Below are 17,430 nucleotides of genomic sequence, written 5' to 3' on the forward strand. Positions count from 1 at the left end.
TAAACCGACCAGTAAACTCTTGGCAAATCTTGCTCAATCACACAACCCTTAATCAATAACTTGGCTGGATGTTCGGATAGGTATCTGATTAAACGATCTGAATTGGCATTGATTCGGATGTATTTAATTAGGTTATTACTTCACGTTTCAAGGTTTTATTCAAGCCTTGGTCAACGCTTTTTAGCGCTATTCGTCGCAATACCTAACCTGCATGCTCATTGAGTATGCAGCATAGTTAAGCTTGGCTAAAATTGAGCATATCGCTCAATTGATTCAACACCTTTGCCAAGTACAGCTTTGCTATACCCAAAAAAATAGTAGTTGTTCAAAAAATTCATGTGACGCTACACATAGTAAGGAGTTCGCAGTGATCTTAATCATTACCAAGCTTTTAACCGATACAACGGTGGTTAGTGTCCGTGAGCTTTTGGAGGCGCAGGGTCAAGAAGTTGTGGTATTAAGCCAAGAAGTTATGGAGCAAAATGCTTCATTTCGCATCAATCGGGCAGCAGATGGTACAGCTCAAGCAATTTTACGCTTAGTAGAGCGTGAAATTAATTTTGCCACTGATGTTCATGCAGCATGGATTTGGCGGAGCTGGCGACCAGAACCATTACTTGAACGTTATCAGCAATTAGCCAAACAACATGACGAATGGAATTTCTTTTCTGGCGAATGGGGTGCGTTATATAAAGGAATTGTCTTAGCACTCAAATGTCATAATATTTTCTGCATCAATCCGCCACCATTTCACGATGCCTTTGAAGAAAAATGTGCTCAATTATGGCTTGCTGCTGATGTAGGGTTTAATATCCCTGATACGCTTTTTACCGCACATCTGCCCTATGCTCAAGATTTCTACGAGCAACACGCCGATTCAATTATTTATAAGCCGTTTCGGCCATTTTTCAAGATGATTCCTGCAAAAGATGAAGAACCAAGCAAAATTGCCAAGTTATTAACCAATCGAGTTTCGAAGCAACACTTTAGTAATGCGCGTAATGCAGTGCCAACGCCTGGTATTTTCCAGCCCTACGTTGAAAAAGCGTTTGAACTGCGGATTGTCGTGGTTGGCCGCGAAATTTTTGCCTGTTCGATCCACTCACAAAGCAGCGAACGCGCACGCGAAGATTGGCGACGCTACGATATTCCTAACACGCCGCATCAAGTATATGCCTTGCCTGATGATTTAGCCGCCAAAGTGCGCAACTATATGGATCGCTTGCAGCTAGTATTTGGCAGCATCGATATGATTGTCACGCCCGAAGGCGAGCATATTTTCCTCGAAATCAATCCCAACGGCCAATTCGATTGGATTGCCCGCCTCACCGGCATGCCAATTTATGAACATTTTGCAGCAATGTTGCAAGCTGCCAGCATCGATTATCCGATTCCTTTGGCTCAGGAGGCTGTTAATGCTCAATAAGACGTTAATTTATCGCCGCTTACCATGGATTCGCGCCTCGGAAGGGCGAGATTGCGGCCCCTCGGTCTTTGCATCGGTAGCGCATTTCTACAAACATCGCATTACCTTGGAGCAAGCCCGCACTTTGGTTGGCGCTGATCGCAATGGCACAAGTTTGGCTGGTTTGCGCGATGGCGGGCGCGCAATCGGGCTTGAATCGCGGCCAGCCCAAGCCATTTATAGCGCCCTGCAACATGTGCAATTGCCAGCGATTGCCCACCTCAAAGGGGGCGAAGGCCATTATGTGGTGATTTATAAATGGTCACCGACCTCAGTGGTTGTGCTTGATCCCAGCCGGGGCTTGCGCACGCTCAGCAAAACCGAATTTGAAGCCATGTGGAGTGGCTATTTGGTTGAATTCAAGCCAACCGCAGCCCTCAAACCACGCGAGATTGAAGTAAAGCCGCTCAAAACATTGTTCCAGCTTGCCCGCCAACATAAGCTTATTTTGGGGATTGTGCTGTTTTTTGCGCTGCTCGCAACCTCGTTAGGCTGGATAACCTCGTTTTTTATGCAAATTTTGATTGACTCGATTCTTCCAAATCGCGATCAAGCATTGCTTTTTGCTTTAGGCGTAGGCTTAATTTTAGTCAGTGTCTTTCAATCAGCGCTGCAATTTGGCCGTTTATGGCTCAGTGCACGGGTTGGTCAACGCGTGCATCAAAGTTATTCAGCACAGTATATTGATCGCTTGTTGCGCTTGCCGATGAAAGTCTTTGATGTGCGTTGTATTCCTGGCTTGGTATTACGCGTAACTCAGGCCGATGGAATTCAGTTGGCACTCTCCGAAGGTTTGATCACAATTTTAGCTGATACAGCGATGTTTGTCACTGCATTAGGCATTATTGCCTTCTATAATCCAGTTGCTGCATTAATCGCTGCTGCTGCATTGCCATTAGTGTGGTTTGTACTCTTCTCGCTGAATGATCGCGTTTATAACGTTCAATTATCATCAATCATTCATATGGAAGAATTTACTTCGCACATGGTTGATGTTTTTGATTGTATACGGACAATCAAAGTTTTTGGTGCAGAAGAACAATATAAAACATTGCTTAACGAAAAATTAGCCAATTTCACCAAATCACGGATGGACAGCCGGATCAATATTGCCTTGCCTAGTGCATGGAGCGTTTTGGCAACCTCGTTAATTACTGCTTCAATTTTATGGTATGGCAGTAGCCAAGTATTTGCAGGCAGCATGACTCCAGGCGAGTTGGTGGTGTTATTTGGAATGGTAGCCTTCTATTTACAACCAATTCAACGCTTGCCAGCAACAATTCTTAATCTGCGCACAGCCTTATTGGGCATTGAGCGCATGGATGAAATTATGACCTTGCCCGATGAAGAATCGCGAGCGAATGATGTCGTTGCATTACCAGAAGTCAAAGGCGAGATTAAATTCAACGATGTGCATTTTGCTTATCTGCGCAACAAAATGGTGCTGAAGAAGCTGAATTTTGAAATCAAACCTGGCGAAACAGTAGCAATTGTCGGTGAAACTGGATCTGGTAAAACATCATTGGCAAATTTGATCGCAGGATTTTATTTGCCAAGCCACGGCGATGTATTAATTGATGGGATTAGTACGCGCCAAATTAAACCTGATGAATTGCGTAACGCAATTAGTGCTGTTTTTCAAAATACCCGCTTGATGCAACAATCAATTCGCGACAACATTACATTAATGCGTGATACCGATATGGAATTAATTCGGAATGCAGCAAAAATTGCCCAAGCAGATGAATTTATTTCAGGCCAAATGTATGGCTACGAATCGCAAGTGGCACGCGGCGGGGATAATTTCTCCTCGGGCCAAGGCCAGCGAATCACGCTTGCGCGAGCATTGCTCAAAAACGCACCAATTTTAATTCTCGATGAGGCCACGAGCAACTTAGATAGTGCGACCGAACAAGGCTTTTTGCAAGCGCTCGAAGAAAATCGTGCTGGCCGCACAACCGTGGTTATTGCCCATCGGCTCAGCACAATTTTACGCGCCGACCGCATTTTGGTGATGGATGCTGGCGAAATTATCGAATCTGGCAGCCATGAGCAATTGTTGGCACAGGCTGGCCATTACTACAATTTGATTAAAGGTCAGCTTACCAAGCCAATCAGCGAGCCAATCGAGCAGATAGCAGCAACCAATTTGAATCAACGAACAGCCTAAAATTCAATTCCCTGCTGTTTTACATTCAAGGCAGCAGGGAATTCGCCCTCGGGTTTGCAAACCAGCGTTAAGAAAGGTGGGTGCTACGTCGATCATTCTATCAATCTACCAAGCTGATAGAGTCATCATATTCAAGTACTTTTACGCCAACATATCACAAATATCCACCAATAAATAGCAAAAATCATTAAATATTGCTGTTTTTGGATATATCTATTTAATATTCATTCTAATTATATATTCATAAAAGTCGTTATAAAATACAAAACATATCTAGATTAATCTTGACATTAACCAAATTATTTCTATAATCATGATCATTGCTGGAACGAACAAAAATTCCAAATAACTCATTAATCTCGGCAATCTGGAAGAGGAACGATTATGCAAAGACAAACAATGCTGGCGACCAAAAGCGAAGACGTGATTATTTTCGGCTTGACCTACCTCGAAGAAGAAGCTGCTGAAATCCAAGATGTTGTTGGCTGTTTGATGCCTATTGGCAGCGATGGCTACACCGTTACTGGCTGTGACGATAGCGATGGTGGTAACCCAGGCGAACTGATTCCCTAAGCAATCCAAGGCTGGTCTGTGGCAATTTCGCATATTAAGGAGTCGCATTCAATGGAATTCGAAAACACCAACATTGAAGCAATGCCAGTTATTTTTGGCCTGACCTACCTCGAAGAAGAAGCTGCTGAAATTAACGATATTGTTGGCTGTATTGTGCCAATCGATGGCTATACAACAACTGGCTGTGATGATACTGATGGCGGTAATCCAGGCGAAATGATTCCTTAATCGACCTCAATTTATTCGTGCGGCGAGTTTGTATAAAGGAGTGCAATTCAATGGAATTCGAAACCACCCAAATCGAAGAGCTGCCGGTTATTTTCGGCTTGACCTACCTCGAAGAAGAAGCCGCTGAAATCAACGATATTGTTGGCTGTATTGTGCCAATCGATGGCTATTCGGGCACAAGCTGCGATGATGTTGACGCAATTCCCTAGGCCAAGCTTTTCGGCATCAACGAACGCCATTTGTGTGTAAAGGAGTGCAATTCATGGAATTTGAAACCACCCAAATCGAAGAAACGCCCATGATTTTCGGCCTGACCTACCTCGAAGAAGAAGCCGCTGAAATCAACGATATTGTTGGCTGTTTGGCCCCAATTAATGGCTATTCGGGCACTGGCTGCGATGATAGCGACGTTCCTCCAGGCACCCAAATTCCCTAAACCTACAGAACATTAATTTCTTCCAGCAAGCAAACGAGCCGTGGATTTGCCATGGCTCATTTGGTTTTAGCAGCAATAAACGCTTATTCAGCGCTAAAATTCGTTATAATTGCGAATGCGATATATTTGGAGCTAGCAGATGGCATAAAGGAAGCGCCTCATGGATTTGCTCGCAGCTGAAGTGCCAAGCCTGATTTGGCGATTAATCGAATTACGCGACCTGCTTTTAGCCCAACAGCATAGCTTTGAGAGCGTTTGTCAAGCCTTATCCAACACCTATCCTGCTGGGCAATCTGGCCAACGAGCATTTCGGCGCGACCTGCATAGCTTGCGCGCCTTTGGCTATCAAATTGAGGTGGCCAACAAACCAAAACGCTGGAAGATTAGTACAAATCAGTATGTATTGGCTGATGATGACCTTGAAGCATTGATGGCAATTCGCGATCTCTTTGGGGCTGGGCATCCCATGACACCCCAAGTTAAGCAGTTTGTCGCCCGATTAACCAGCAATTTATCGCCGACCCAACAAACGGCTTGGAAGCGGCGACCAGCCCTGCGGGTGGCGTTTAATCCAGCGATTGATTACACGCCCTATGCGCAATGGATTCGTTTTTTTAGCGATGCGATTAGCCTGCGGCAACAGGTTAGTTTTTCTTACCGATCGCTGAGCAGCGATCAGCCACAACTGCACCCGCGGGTTGATCCTTATGAGTTAGAATATCGGGATCGGCATTATTATCTGCTGGCTTATTGCTATCGCTATGGCATGATTTTAACCTTTCGACTTGATCGCATGATTTTTGATGTGGCGAAGGACTCGCCACGTTTATTGCCAGATATGCAGCACATGCGGCGCGAGCGGCGAAAAATTCATTTTACCTATCGCTTACCTGCCGCGTTTGCCAGCGGTGGCGTAAGCGAGCGTTTTATGATTGAAGCGATTCGTTATGTCGATGATGAAATCGAGATCGATGCCAGCGAATTTAGCGAATTTCAGATTATTCGAATTCTTTTGGGCTATGGTGAACATGCCCGATTGATCAAAGGGCCTGAATCATTATTTGCACAACTTCGCCGTGTGATTGGGGCGATGTATGCCCATTATCACCCAAACTCAACACAAGCAACGAGCGAATAAGCATAGTCATCAAAAAATTATGTCATGTTGATAGAATTCTATGGCTTATTTAGGTTAAAAAAGAGCCGCTTCACAAACCATCAGGCCTCTAAGCAATAGGTATATAGCCTGTTGGTGGCTTGGGTTTTGGCGATTTTTGCTGAATTCGATTGCAGCCTCAAGCTGATTATGTTCACAAGAATAAGCAATCAGCCTCCATATACTTCAAAACGAACAGCTAGCTGCCTAGAGAGCTATGGTATGATAGCGACTTGAGCTGGCAACCTTGCCAAGCCAAGCCCGTAGAGCCTAGGTCAATCATTTAGCCGAGTTAATCAAACCATGGTTGTTGAGCAAAAATCAACCGGCCCATTGGCCGAACTTCTGACAACGATCTTGCGCCAGCGCCAACTTTCACCACGGCGTTTGGCCGAATTAACCAATATTCCCGAAGATACGATTAAAGGATGGTTGCTTGGGCGCGGACGATCGATTCGCGAATGGGAACGGGCGATTGTGGTAGTGGCCGTGCTCGATTTGGCCTATGCTAACACGATTGAATTTTTGAGTGCAGCCCGGGTTGCTCCAGCAAGCTTGGAGCGCATAGCCAACACCGAATTCTCGGCGGCCTATCGCGAGCAACAACGCTTAATTGTCGATTGGGAAGCACGCCACGAAATTATTAAACAACTGCGAACGAACACGTTGCAACCAGCTACCACACCACTACCAGCACAATCTGAAGCACCTGTCAGCATTCCAGCGGTTGCGCTGGCTGCCGAAACACCACCCTCCACGCCGATTAAGCGCCGCTGGCCCGTTTGGGCAGGAGTTGGCTTGGCTATGCTGGTGGTTGGGATCGGAATTTGGTGGTGGCTACGACCGCAGCCGTTGAGGGTATGGACAGCAGGTGGTTGGGGCGAATACACTGATAACGATGTTGGCGGCAACTCGCAGGCAATCAATACGCCGTTTGTTTGCATCATTCCCGAAAGCAGCGCCAACCAGCAATTAATCGCTGGCTGCCGGGGATTTAAGGGCATTATTCGCGGCCAAGATGGCTACGCAGGCATCTATCGCACCCTCAGCGATCCACCAAAGCAAACGGTCGATTGGAGCCAAGTCAAGGGCATTAGTTTTTGGGTTTATGGCTCAGGCCAACATGTGCATATTGGAATCGAAGCCCAGCCCGACCCAAACCAACCGCCCCAAGAGCATATTGCTAAATTTGAAATAATGCCAACCTGGCAGCAAGTGTATATTCCCTTGAGTATGTTTGTGCCCTTAGAGCCAGGTACGACGCTTGATCGCAGCAAGATTCATGCGCTTTCATGGTCAATTACCCAAGGCGATCAGCAGCATGTTGAATTGCTGGTTGATCGAATTCAGCTTGAATACTAGTCTCATTTGGCTAAATCGGGCTGATTGACCCGCAACTAACCCTGCTTTGACCAAACTTTACACTCGTTTGAACGCGCCGATTGTTGCAAACTAGCCTCATCATTCTTTCGTGGAGGCTCGAATGCAACAATCGTATCGGCATTGGTGGAAGCTTGGTTTATTGCTCATTTTATTAGCGCTACCATTGGCAACCCAAGCCCAACAAACAGCAAGCCAAATCCCCAACCCAACCTTACCAGCGCTGCATGTGGCAGGCAATCAACTGCTCGATCCCAATAATCAAGCGGTGAAGCTGCGTGGTTTTGCTATTCCTGATCTGGAATATGTGGCTAAATATCGTGATGGCGGGATTCCAGCAGCAATTAATCGCATTACCACAACTGGCAGCAGTTCAAGCGCGTTTCATTCGCGGGTTGTGCGCTTGCCTGTCTATCCCGAGCCACAAGGCTTGCCAATTGATGGCTGGCTGGCTAATCCCGACCACTATTTCAGCACCTATTTACAACCAGCAATCCAACATTGCATTAGCCGCAAGGTCTATTGCATTATCGATTGGCATTGGGTCAGCGATTATGTGGTTGCCAATAATCCAAACCGCACTGCCTATATTCAGGCCGCAACCAGCGCCTTTTGGACGCGAATTGCCCAAGCCTACCCCAACCATCCCAACTTGTTGTTTGAGTTGTTCAACGAGCCAATTGAGCCGTTTGATTGGTCCACGTGGCGCGCAACCGCCCAATCATGGATCAAAATGATCGATCAATATTCGCCAGAAAGCGTGATTTTGGTTGGCGCGCCGCATTGGAGCCGCGATACCAGCGGGGCCTTGATAGATCCGTTTGTGGGAGAGAATATTGTTTATACCAGCCACATCTACCCGCAGCATACCCGTTTGCGGCCAACAACTCCAGTTACATCAACCCAACAGCAAGATCAATGGCAAACATGGTTTGGCGATACTGCCGAAGTCTATCCAGTGATGCTTACCGAATTTGGCTGGGATGTCTGCGATGCTGATCCCGATGGTGAAAGCGAAAGCGGTTGTAGCAACGAGCCAATTGTTGGCACAACGCCTTCATTTGGCACCCCATTCCGCGCCTTTGTCGATCAATCGGCGGTTGTTGGTTGGACAGCATGGGTTGCTGATTATTGTTTGGGGCCAGTAACCTTTGATTATGATTGGAATGTGCTGGGTGGCAATGCCCATCAAGGCAAGTTTATTCGCACATGGCTCTACCAAAAACGCACTGAATTTTTTCCAACTCCGATTGGAACTGGGCAAGCGGTTCCGCCATTCAATGTAGCGCCAAGCCTGCCCGATAACTGCTAAACAAGGCCAAACCAAAACGCAACCAAATCCACCTGATTAAATTGATGAGGATCCAAGCAAATGTCAGAGCATGATGTAAATCGCCGTCAGTTTGTTGGCCTACTTGGGCTGGGAGTAGCCCAAGGTTTGATTGAACCACAGCCAGCAGCCGCTAGCGCCATTATCACGAAAGCTAGCAATGGCCACGTTGCCAACCTGCTTGCCCGCATAGAACAATTGGAATCCCAAGTCAGTAGTTTGCTGGCAGCCTTGGGGCATACCAAATTACCAAGCGCAGAGCAAGGGTTAAATGATTATGCTGGCACAATTCCAGTGCATACGCTTGATCGCAAAGGCGAGCCGTTAAACTATCCAATTCCACTGGATTCGATGGTGCAATGGCAGCGCCGCGAAGATCCAAACCAAGTTTTGGGAACATCGCAAATCTTATCGTTGGTGCATGAAAACACCAAGCCGCATGCCTATCCATGGACCTTGAGCACCTTTTTACGCACCAATCATAATCAAGGCGATGCGGTTGCCAATTTCGTTAGGCTCCAGAACCATGGCGGTGGCTGGGCGGCAGGCTTTCATGCCGAAACCTATCATCGCAACAATGGCGGGGCCAGCATTGGCGCAAACATTGAAGCGCACAGCGAAAGCAGCAGCGGGCGGGTAATCGGACTCAACGTTTTGGCGGTCGATTGGAATATCGACGACCAAGGCATGCAAAAACCGCCAATCGCCACCAAACTTTCCGAAGCAATCAATGTTCAATCATTCCCGCAAGCTAGTTGGAAAACTGGACTTAACTTTGATCTTGGCTCAAAGGGCGATCGGGCAATTTGGATTCAAGGCACATGGAAAACTGGCATTGATGTTGGCGCAAACGATATTGTGATGAATGCCAACAATCGCCTATACCTCGAAGAAACCAAACAAGTGTACCTGACCTGTAATACCACAACTGCCCGCATCGAATTCCATTGGGGCGACCGTTTGATTGGCTATATTCCCTACAACGCAGCCGAACACGCATTGTAAACGTGGCTAAAACCAAAAACAGCGATGAGTGAAATGCTCATCGCTGTTTCGGTTTATGTCAAATTAGGCTTATAAATATGACCATGGATTTGGTTGTTCAATGGCTTGAGGATTTTGCTGTGGCGCTGGCTGAGCACCAAAAGCAGCAATCATGCCAAATAATACGGCGGAGGTCAGCAGGTGATGTTTGATTGAACGCATTGGAAATTCCTTTCAATCGGCGTTTATTTCGATAGCCCTAGCCTAGCAAATCGCCGGGTGCGCTACTAGTGTAAAGGAAGGGTAGAGCAGTGTTAGAGCAGGTGTAAACCCCAAAAATCAGGGAATATGCTAGGCGATAGCAACGTAGTGCTGCTTAATATCGTCTAAACTATGGTACATGCTTAATCGAGGGAGATTTCCGATGTTACACATCATGCAAGAGATATAAGATGTTCATCAAAAATCTTTAGCTATGGATGGGTCGGGGATCGGGGGCTAGGGATCGGGTTCAGTATCCTCTGGGCGGATCGAATAATTGAATTTGCCCGCAGCCCTTCGCATCGTACCGCTAGCGTCAAGTTTCAGTATCCTCTGGGCGGATCGAATAATTGAATTATATTCAGGATCATCGGCAGGTTGCTTGCTTGGTTGTTTCAGTATCCTCTGGGCGGATCGAATAATTGAATTGGTGATGGTCTCAGTAATAGAGCTAATGCCCGCCTCGTTTCAGTATCCTCTGGGCGGATCGAATAATTGAATTCTGATCGGATGGCTCGTCCATGATGAACCTCTGGTTGAGTTTCAGTATCCTCTGGGCGGATCGAATAATTGAATTCTGGACGCTCACGCTTGAGGCGTTTATGCATGTCAAGTTTCAGTATCCTCTGGGAGGATCGAATAATTGAAATTATCGCAGCGGCCCTGCGGCGCTGGACACAAAGACCGTTTCAGTATCCTCTGGGCGGATCGAATAATTGAAATTAAGTCTCAGTGATGTGGCCGACGCTGCCTATAACTGTTTCAGTATCCTCTGGGCGGATCGAATAATTGAAATCTGCGTCCAACCAGCCCAAAAAGGCTAGTTGACAGTTTCAGTATCCTCTGGGCGGATCGAATAATTGAATTATGCGATCCTGATTACCCATGCCCACATTGACCACACGTTTCAGTATCCTCTGGGCGGATCGAATAATTGAATTTGGAGCATCAGATGGAAGGTGATCGCAAAGTAAGCGGTTTCAGTATCCTCTGGGCGGATCGAATAATTGAAATCAAGGTAGCCATCGAGCAGATTCCGATCAAGCCGATGTTTCAGTATCCTCTGGGCGGATCGAATAATTGAAATGCGCGGCATGGATGATTGCTAAGCCGATCAAATACGAGTTTCAGTATCCTCTGGGCGGATCGAATAATTGAAATCCGAGAATGGCGGCGTTGATACGTGGCAATCCTTGTTTCAGTATCCTCTGGGCGGATCGAATAATTGAAATCCGTCACAAGTCTTTCCCAACATCAAACCCAAGGAGTTTCAGTATCCTCTGGGCGGATCGAATAATTGAAATAGCCACAGCCCACACAGGCCAACCGCAAAAGGAGGTGTTTCAGTATCCTCTGGGCGGATCGAATAATTGAAATCAGCTTGTTTATTTGGTTATTCATGTGGTGATATGTTTCAGTATCCTCTGGGCGGATCGAATAATTGAAATGTACATAGTTCTATACTATCCTCTTGTTTCTATAGTTTCAGTATCCTCTGGGCGGATCGAATAATTGAAATTCCCAGCGCTGGCGGTCGGCTCACCCTCGTCATGCTGTTTCAGTATCCTCTGGGCGGATCGAATAATTGAAATCAAAGCTAACGCTTCTGCAAGTGGTTCGCAGACGCGCGTTTCAGTATCCTCTGGGCGGATCGAATAATTGAAATAGCACAATCGGCAAACTATCACTCGTGCCATCGAGCGTTTCAGTATCCTCTGGGCGGATCGAATAATTGAAATCCCTAGTGAAATCCCGTTGGCCACATCATTCTATTAGTTTCAGTATCCTCTGGGCGGATCGAATAATTGAAATTTCGAGCGCTGTAGACACACTCACGCGGTCATACTGTTTCAGTATCCACTGGGCGGATCGAATAATTGAAATAAGGGATCATTGTTTCGTGTTGCCTGCACCATATGCAGTTTCAGTATCCTCTGGGCGGATCGAATAATTGAAATAGGCGGCGGCCTGCAAACCACGGATGTATCAACATGTTTCAGTATCCTCTGGGCGGATCGAATAATTGAAATCGAATTTCAATTCATCGCCCGGCCCACGATGCGATGTTTCAGTATCCTCTGGGCGGATCGAATAATTGAAATCAGCGTACTCATAGTTAGCGTGGCCCCGCAACGAAGGTTTCAGTATCCTCTGGGCGGATCGAATAATTGAAATTATCGCGATATTGTTGATTGATAATGCCCATAAACTGTTTCAGTATCCTCTGGGCGGATCGAATAATTGAAATCGCTTGTGGCGAAGATGAGCAACATGAGCACACCAAGTTTCAGTATCCTCTGGGCGGATCGAATAATTGAAATGCCCAGCAGTCTTTTGAACAACTAAAATGGTGTAAGTTTCAGTATCCTCTGGGCGGATCGAATAATTGAAATGCCCAGCAGTCTTTTGAACAACTAAAATGGTGTAAGTTTCAGTATCCTCTGGGCGGATCGAATAATTGAAATTGACTCAAGGCCAGCACGCGCGCAGCACGTGGCAAGTTTCAGTATCCTCTGGGCGGATCGAATAATTGAAATACGCTGGCCGCTGCCGATGGCAGCACAATTCCGTGTTTCAGTATCCTCTGGGCGGATCGAATAATTGAAATGACCTGTTGATCATCGATTATCTGCAACTCATGCAAGTTTCAGTATCCTCTGGGCGGATCGAATAATTGAAATGTGCCCGTTTCGGGCTATAGCGAAGCAGTGACCGAGTTTCAGTATCCTCTGGGCGGATCGAATAATTGAAATCAAAGGCACGCATAAGCGAGACATCATCCGTTGTCAATGTTTCAGTATCCTCTGGGCGGATCGAATAATTGAAATATCAACTTCCAACGTGCTCAAATCCAAATCATAGCGTTTCAGTATCCTCTGGGCGGATCGAATAATTGAAATCGCTGTTCGTTTTGATGCTGTACTGCAAGCCGTCTAGTTTCAGTATCCTCTGGGCGGATCGAATAATTGAAATCTGATGATCGTGGCTTCAATGCGAAGTCTGCCACGAAAGTTTCAGTATCCTCTGGGCGGATCGAATAATTGAAATGTCAAAGTCAAGTTTTGATTGAGATCGAGATCAAGGTTTCAGTATCCTCTGGGCGGATCGAATAATTGAAATCGGCCAAACTTTTGTATGAATGGCATGATAGCCGTGTTTCAGTATCCTCTGGACGGATCGAATAATTGAAATAATCAACAGGCGGCAAAATCACATCGTCAACGCGTTTCAGTATCCTCTGGACGGATCGAATAATTGAAATAGTACTACACCGAGCAAGAATTATTAGCCAAAGAAGTTTCAGTATCCTCTGGACGGATCGAATAATTGAAATTCATACGCGGCGCGAATCCAAGCGTTGTCCATCTTGGTTTCAGTATCCTCTGGACGGATCGAATAATTGAAATAACGCGACATTCTGCCAACGATTGAGCATGAGCGGCGTTTCAGTATCCTCTGGACGGATCGAATAATTGAAATCAGGCTACAACGCTAATGCAATCTATGGCGAAAGTTTCAGTATCCTCTGGACGGATCGAATAATTGAAATTGCCCGCTGTACAAACCGTGCGATCAACCGCTGAAGTTTCAGTATCCTCTGGACGGATCGAATAATTGAAATACATGTTAGTCCATGAAGGCGTTTTATCCCTTTGTAATGTTTCAGTATCCTCTGGACGGATCGAATAATTGAAATCCCAGCGTTCTGACAATTCCATCATCTCGTTCAATTCGTTTCAGTATCCTCTGGACGGATCGAATAATTGAAATCCCAAGTGCGCTACTCAACTAATAACGGTACAACGTGTTTCAGTATCCTCTGGACGGATCGAATAATTGAAATGACGTGGAATCGCGAAATGGCGAACGCGATATGCTCGTTTCAGTATCCTCTGGACGGATCGAATAATTGAAATGACCTCAAAACCGAGAAACAAGAAAGTGCAATCAAGTTTCAGTATCCTCTGGACGGATCGAATAATTGAAATACGAAATCACCCGAATCGTGGTCGCATTGCTTCGCGGGTTTCAGTATCCTCTGGACGGATCGAATAATTGAAATCGATGAGGCCTACATTGCCGGTTTAGAAAACCGCGAGTTTCAGTATCCTCTGGACGGATCGAATAATTGAAATGACTCGAATAGCTCGGTATAGCCAGGTATCAGGTATGTTTCAGTATCCTCTGGACGGATCGAATAATTGAAATATTGAGACATGCGTTGAGTGTGGTAACACCATTCAGTTTCAGTATCCTCTGGACGGATCGAATAATTGAAATGAAGTGACCGCATGGTTTACGGCAATCAAGGAAGGTTTCAGTATCCTCTGGACGGATCGAATAATTGAAATCCGATTATCTACCCGATGGCGAAAATAAGGCAACGTGTTTCAGTATCCTCTGGACGGATCGAATAATTGAAATCCGATTATCTACCCGATGGCGAAAATAAGGCAACGTGTTTCAGTATCCTCTGGACGGATCGAATAATTGAAATATAAGCCTTCCATCATACGCTGATTACTCGCAGCGTTTCAGTATCCTCTGGACGGATCGAATAATTGAAATTAGGTAGAGGCTCAGCGGCTTCTCGGTTGGATGTTTGTTTCAGTATCCTCTGGACGGATCGAATAATTGAAATGTTCTAATTCAGGATTCATAGTTTTACTCCATAAAAACGTTTCAGTATCCTCTGGACGGATCGAATAATTGAAATGGCTGCAAGGCAAAACCAACCAAGAGCCAAGCGCGTTTCAGTATCCTCTGGACGGATCGAATAATTGAAATCTTTGATAAGGATCGGAAGGCGATTCATGACATTCAGTTTCAGTATCCTCTGGACGGATCGAATAATTGAAATAGTTTCCGGCGGCAATGTCGCGCCTGCCGTCACCACGTTTCAGTATCCTCTGGACGGATCGAATAATTGAAATCCCAACGCGAGATACAGCCCTTTGCGTATGCCTTGTTTCAGTATCCTCTGGACGGATCGAATAATTGAAATAATAGACTCAAAAGCGACGTTATTGATAAAATTGTTTGTTTCAGTATCCTCTGGACGGATCGAATAATTGAAATTATTCCCAATTGCGAGCGAGCGTCCCGCCACCTGGTTTCAGTATCCTCTGGACGGATCGAATAATTGAAATCACGATTCCTACACGCGGTCAAGCGGTTGTTTAATTGTTTCAGTATCCTCTGGACGGATCGAATAATTGAAATCTGATGCTTAAACATTTGGCGCTCCACAAGGATGTTTCAGTATCCTCTGGACGGATCGAATAATTGAAATCCCTTGGCCGCGCCGCGCTCGGTTGCCTTGACGCCTGTTTCAGTATCCTCTGGACGGATCGAATAATTGAAATATCTCGCGTGCGCTGCGATATTGCAACGTGTCTGATGTTTCAGTATCCTCTGGACGGATCGAATAATTGAAATATAGGAGAAATGCAGGCTAGGTTAGAATCAATCGAAGTTTCAGTATCCTCTGGACGGATCGAATAATTGAAATGCGCCAGTGATTCGCTCAATGAGGTGCTTGGTGACTTGTTTCAGTATCCTCTGGACGGATCGAATAATTGAAATATATGGCGGCGAGTGATGGCAGCGGCGCATGGACGGTGTTTCAGTATCCTCTGGACGGATCGAATAATTGAAATCCTGCGCCTACACCAGTTGTCAACGATACTGAGCGTTTCAGTATCCTCTGGACGGATCGAATAATTGAAATGGAATCAAGAGCCGCATCTTCCCAGTGTTAGTTGTTGTTTCAGTATCCTCTGGACGGATCGAATAATTGAAATAAGCCACAATTCGCGCCGCACTTGGATTAGCGAAGTTTCAGTATCCTCTGGACGGATCGAATAATTGAAATATCGACCTACTGAGTTAATGATGAAGGCGATCCAAGTTTCAGTATCCTCTGGACGGATCGAATAATTGAAATGGGTCAACGGTACCGCCGCCAACGCGGACTGCGTTGTTTCAGTATCCTCTGGACGGATCGAATAATTGAAATCTTTGGTTACGCGGTTGTATTCAATGGTGTAGTTTGGTTTCAGTATCCTCTGGACGGATCGAATAATTGAAATGCCAATAACATCGTGAACGCCACGCAGATCATTGTGTTTCAGTATCCTCTGGACGGATCGAATAATTGAAATAGATCAAGTGTTCGAAGCCCACTGGACTAGTAACAAGTGTTTCAGTATCCTCTGGACGGATCGAATAATTGAAATGCCCTCGCCCGCAGCCGCAGCGATGGGTAGTATCAAGTTTCAGTATCCTCTGGACGGATCGAATAATTGAAATCAAGCGTCCAGAACTCAATCACGCCACCGGTGATCAGTTTCAGTATCCTCTGGACGGATCGAATAATTGAAATGCGCATGTGTTGTGTGCGCTACAAGCACAAACAGACGTTTCAGTATCCTCTGGACGGATCGAATAATTGAAATCAACCCCAATCGCCATAAACAAGTCAGTTTTTGACAGTTTCAGTATCCTCTGGACGGATCGAATAATTGAAATACGATTTGATTTTGCTTTGCGTTACCCATTCAATATGTTTCAGTATCCTCTGGACGGATCGAATAATTGAAATAATTCAGGATTCATAATGCTTTTACTCCATAAAAACGTTTCAGTATCCTCTGGACGGATCGAATAATTGAAATGAAGTCAATAGCTTTGATTTATCACGATTGTGTGTAGTTTCAGTATCCTCTGGACGGATCGAATAATTGAAATCCTGCTGTAGCTCTTGCATCATGCTATGAAGTTGGTACGTTTCAGTATCCTCTGGACGGATCGAATAATTGAAATTGGACGGCGCTCGATGCGAGGTCAATAAAGACCCCAAGTTTCAGTATCCTCTGGACGGATCGAATAATTGAAATTTCTTTGACATAGATCGTTTGACCAACCTTGTACGTTTCAGTATCCTCTGGACGGATCGAATAATTGAAATTGATGAAATGCCAAAAGGCCTCGCTGAAAGTCAACACGTTTCAGTATCCTCTGGACGGATCGAATAATTGAAATCTGTGGTCTGTGCTCGGCGTGGAGCTGGCCAACCGGATGTTTCAGTATCCTCTGGACGGATCGAATAATTGAAATCGTGGAGCGGTGCTGCTCATCCCTCCGTTCATCGGCGTTTCAGTATCCTCTGGACGGATCGAATAATTGAAATACCGAACTTACGAACAACCCGCAGCTGGTCAAGCGTTTCAGTATCCTCTGGACGGATCGAATAATTGAAATTGATGAGCTGCTGATCATCATCAAGCATGGATGTGTTTCAGTATCCTCTGGACGGATTGATGTGGTCCTGAACGTATAGACGAGTATGGTATCATACTGATACGGGAAAGGAATCCACCAATGACACGGCAAAAACCACGCACCTTTACGGCGGAATTTCGCCACATGGCCATTGATCTCGCGT

General features: G+C 45.7%; 11 protein-coding genes and 1 CRISPR repeat array. Of the genes, 10 read left to right on the forward strand and 1 reads right to left on the reverse strand.

From position 1 onward, the window contains the following. Nucleotides 1–367 precede the first annotated feature (367 nt). The 10 genes from C5S61_RS18820 to C5S61_RS18865 all read left to right on the forward strand — a co-directional run bounded on the left by C5S61_RS18820 (nt 368) and on the right by C5S61_RS18865 (nt 9,743). Nucleotides 368–1,426 carry an MvdC/MvdD family ATP grasp protein gene (locus C5S61_RS18820; RefSeq protein WP_110517446.1) on the forward strand — a complete coding sequence of 353 codons (1,059 nt, stop codon included), beginning with the start codon at nt 368–370 and terminating at the stop codon, nt 1,424–1,426. Continuing rightward, nucleotides 1,416–3,635: a peptidase domain-containing ABC transporter gene (locus tag C5S61_RS18825; protein ID WP_164689630.1), complete on the forward strand. Its 2,220-nt coding sequence runs from the start codon at nt 1,416–1,418 to the stop codon at nt 3,633–3,635. The genes C5S61_RS18820 and C5S61_RS18825 overlap by 11 nt, the downstream gene beginning before the upstream one ends. A gap of 384 nt (nt 3,636–4,019) precedes the next feature. Continuing rightward, on the forward strand, nt 4,020–4,208 hold the full coding sequence (locus C5S61_RS18830) for a herpeto-tandem family RiPP (protein ID WP_110517450.1): 189 nt from the start codon (nt 4,020–4,022) through the stop codon (nt 4,206–4,208). A 51-nt stretch (nt 4,209–4,259) separates the two neighbouring features. Further along, nucleotides 4,260–4,436: a herpeto-tandem family RiPP gene (locus tag C5S61_RS18835; RefSeq protein WP_110517452.1), complete on the forward strand. Its 177-nt coding sequence runs from the start codon at nt 4,260–4,262 to the stop codon at nt 4,434–4,436. 50 nt (nt 4,437–4,486) lie between these two features. Then, complete coding sequence (locus C5S61_RS18840; protein WP_110517462.1) at nt 4,487–4,645, forward strand: herpeto-tandem family RiPP; 159 nt, start codon at nt 4,487–4,489, stop codon at nt 4,643–4,645. Between the two features lie 53 nt (nt 4,646–4,698). Beyond that, the gene (locus tag C5S61_RS18845) at nt 4,699–4,872 is read left to right on the forward strand and encodes a herpeto-tandem family RiPP (protein ID WP_110517464.1); all 174 of its coding nucleotides are present in this window, start codon (nt 4,699–4,701) and stop codon (nt 4,870–4,872) included. A 160-nt stretch (nt 4,873–5,032) separates the two neighbouring features. Beyond that, a complete protein-coding gene (locus C5S61_RS18850) occupies nt 5,033–6,010 on the forward strand; it encodes a helix-turn-helix transcriptional regulator (protein WP_110517466.1) in 978 nt (325 codons plus the stop codon). 321 nt (nt 6,011–6,331) lie between these two features. After that, complete coding sequence (locus tag C5S61_RS18855) at nt 6,332–7,390, forward strand: CIA30 family protein (RefSeq protein ID WP_110517468.1); 1,059 nt, start codon at nt 6,332–6,334, stop codon at nt 7,388–7,390. A 121-nt stretch (nt 7,391–7,511) separates the two neighbouring features. Next, nucleotides 7,512–8,720: a glycoside hydrolase family 5 protein gene (locus C5S61_RS18860; RefSeq protein WP_110517470.1), complete on the forward strand. Its 1,209-nt coding sequence runs from the start codon at nt 7,512–7,514 to the stop codon at nt 8,718–8,720. Nucleotides 8,721–8,780: 60 nt separating this feature from the next. Then, nucleotides 8,781–9,743: a hypothetical protein gene (locus tag C5S61_RS18865; protein ID WP_110517472.1), complete on the forward strand. Its 963-nt coding sequence runs from the start codon at nt 8,781–8,783 to the stop codon at nt 9,741–9,743. Between the two features lie 69 nt (nt 9,744–9,812). Here C5S61_RS18865 and C5S61_RS27465 read toward each other — a convergent pair whose 3' ends face one another. After that, complete coding sequence (locus C5S61_RS27465; RefSeq protein ID WP_276309113.1) at nt 9,813–9,944, reverse strand: hypothetical protein; 132 nt, start codon at nt 9,942–9,944, stop codon at nt 9,813–9,815. 286 nt (nt 9,945–10,230) lie between these two features. Then, nucleotides 10,231–17,246: a CRISPR direct-repeat array (repeat unit 37 nt; unit sequence GTTTCAGTATCCTCTGGACGGATCGAATAATTGAAAT). Nucleotides 17,247–17,430 lie beyond the last annotated feature (184 nt).

The organism is Herpetosiphon llansteffanensis (assembly GCF_003205875.1).
GTDB lineage: Bacteria > Chloroflexota > Chloroflexia > Chloroflexales > Herpetosiphonaceae > Herpetosiphon > Herpetosiphon llansteffanensis.

Bases quoted from the DNA above. Each gene is read 5' to 3' on its own strand.
- C5S61_RS18825 (WP_164689630.1), top strand. From the start codon at position 1,416: ATGCTCAATAAGACGTTAATTTATCGCCGCTTACCATGGATTCGCGCC.
- C5S61_RS18830 (WP_110517450.1), top strand. From the start codon at position 4,020: ATGCAAAGACAAACAATGCTGGCGACCAAAAGCGAAGACGTGATTATT.
- C5S61_RS18835 (WP_110517452.1), top strand. From the start codon at position 4,260: ATGGAATTCGAAAACACCAACATTGAAGCAATGCCAGTTATTTTTGGC.
- C5S61_RS18840 (WP_110517462.1), top strand. From the start codon at position 4,487: ATGGAATTCGAAACCACCCAAATCGAAGAGCTGCCGGTTATTTTCGGC.
- C5S61_RS18845 (WP_110517464.1), top strand. From the start codon at position 4,699: ATGGAATTTGAAACCACCCAAATCGAAGAAACGCCCATGATTTTCGGC.
- C5S61_RS18850 (WP_110517466.1), top strand. From the start codon at position 5,033: ATGGATTTGCTCGCAGCTGAAGTGCCAAGCCTGATTTGGCGATTAATC.
- C5S61_RS18855 (WP_110517468.1), top strand. From the start codon at position 6,332: ATGGTTGTTGAGCAAAAATCAACCGGCCCATTGGCCGAACTTCTGACA.
- C5S61_RS18860 (WP_110517470.1), top strand. From the start codon at position 7,512: ATGCAACAATCGTATCGGCATTGGTGGAAGCTTGGTTTATTGCTCATT.
- C5S61_RS18865 (WP_110517472.1), top strand. From the start codon at position 8,781: ATGTCAGAGCATGATGTAAATCGCCGTCAGTTTGTTGGCCTACTTGGG.
- C5S61_RS27465 (WP_276309113.1), bottom strand. From the start codon at position 9,944: ATGCGTTCAATCAAACATCACCTGCTGACCTCCGCCGTATTATTTGGC.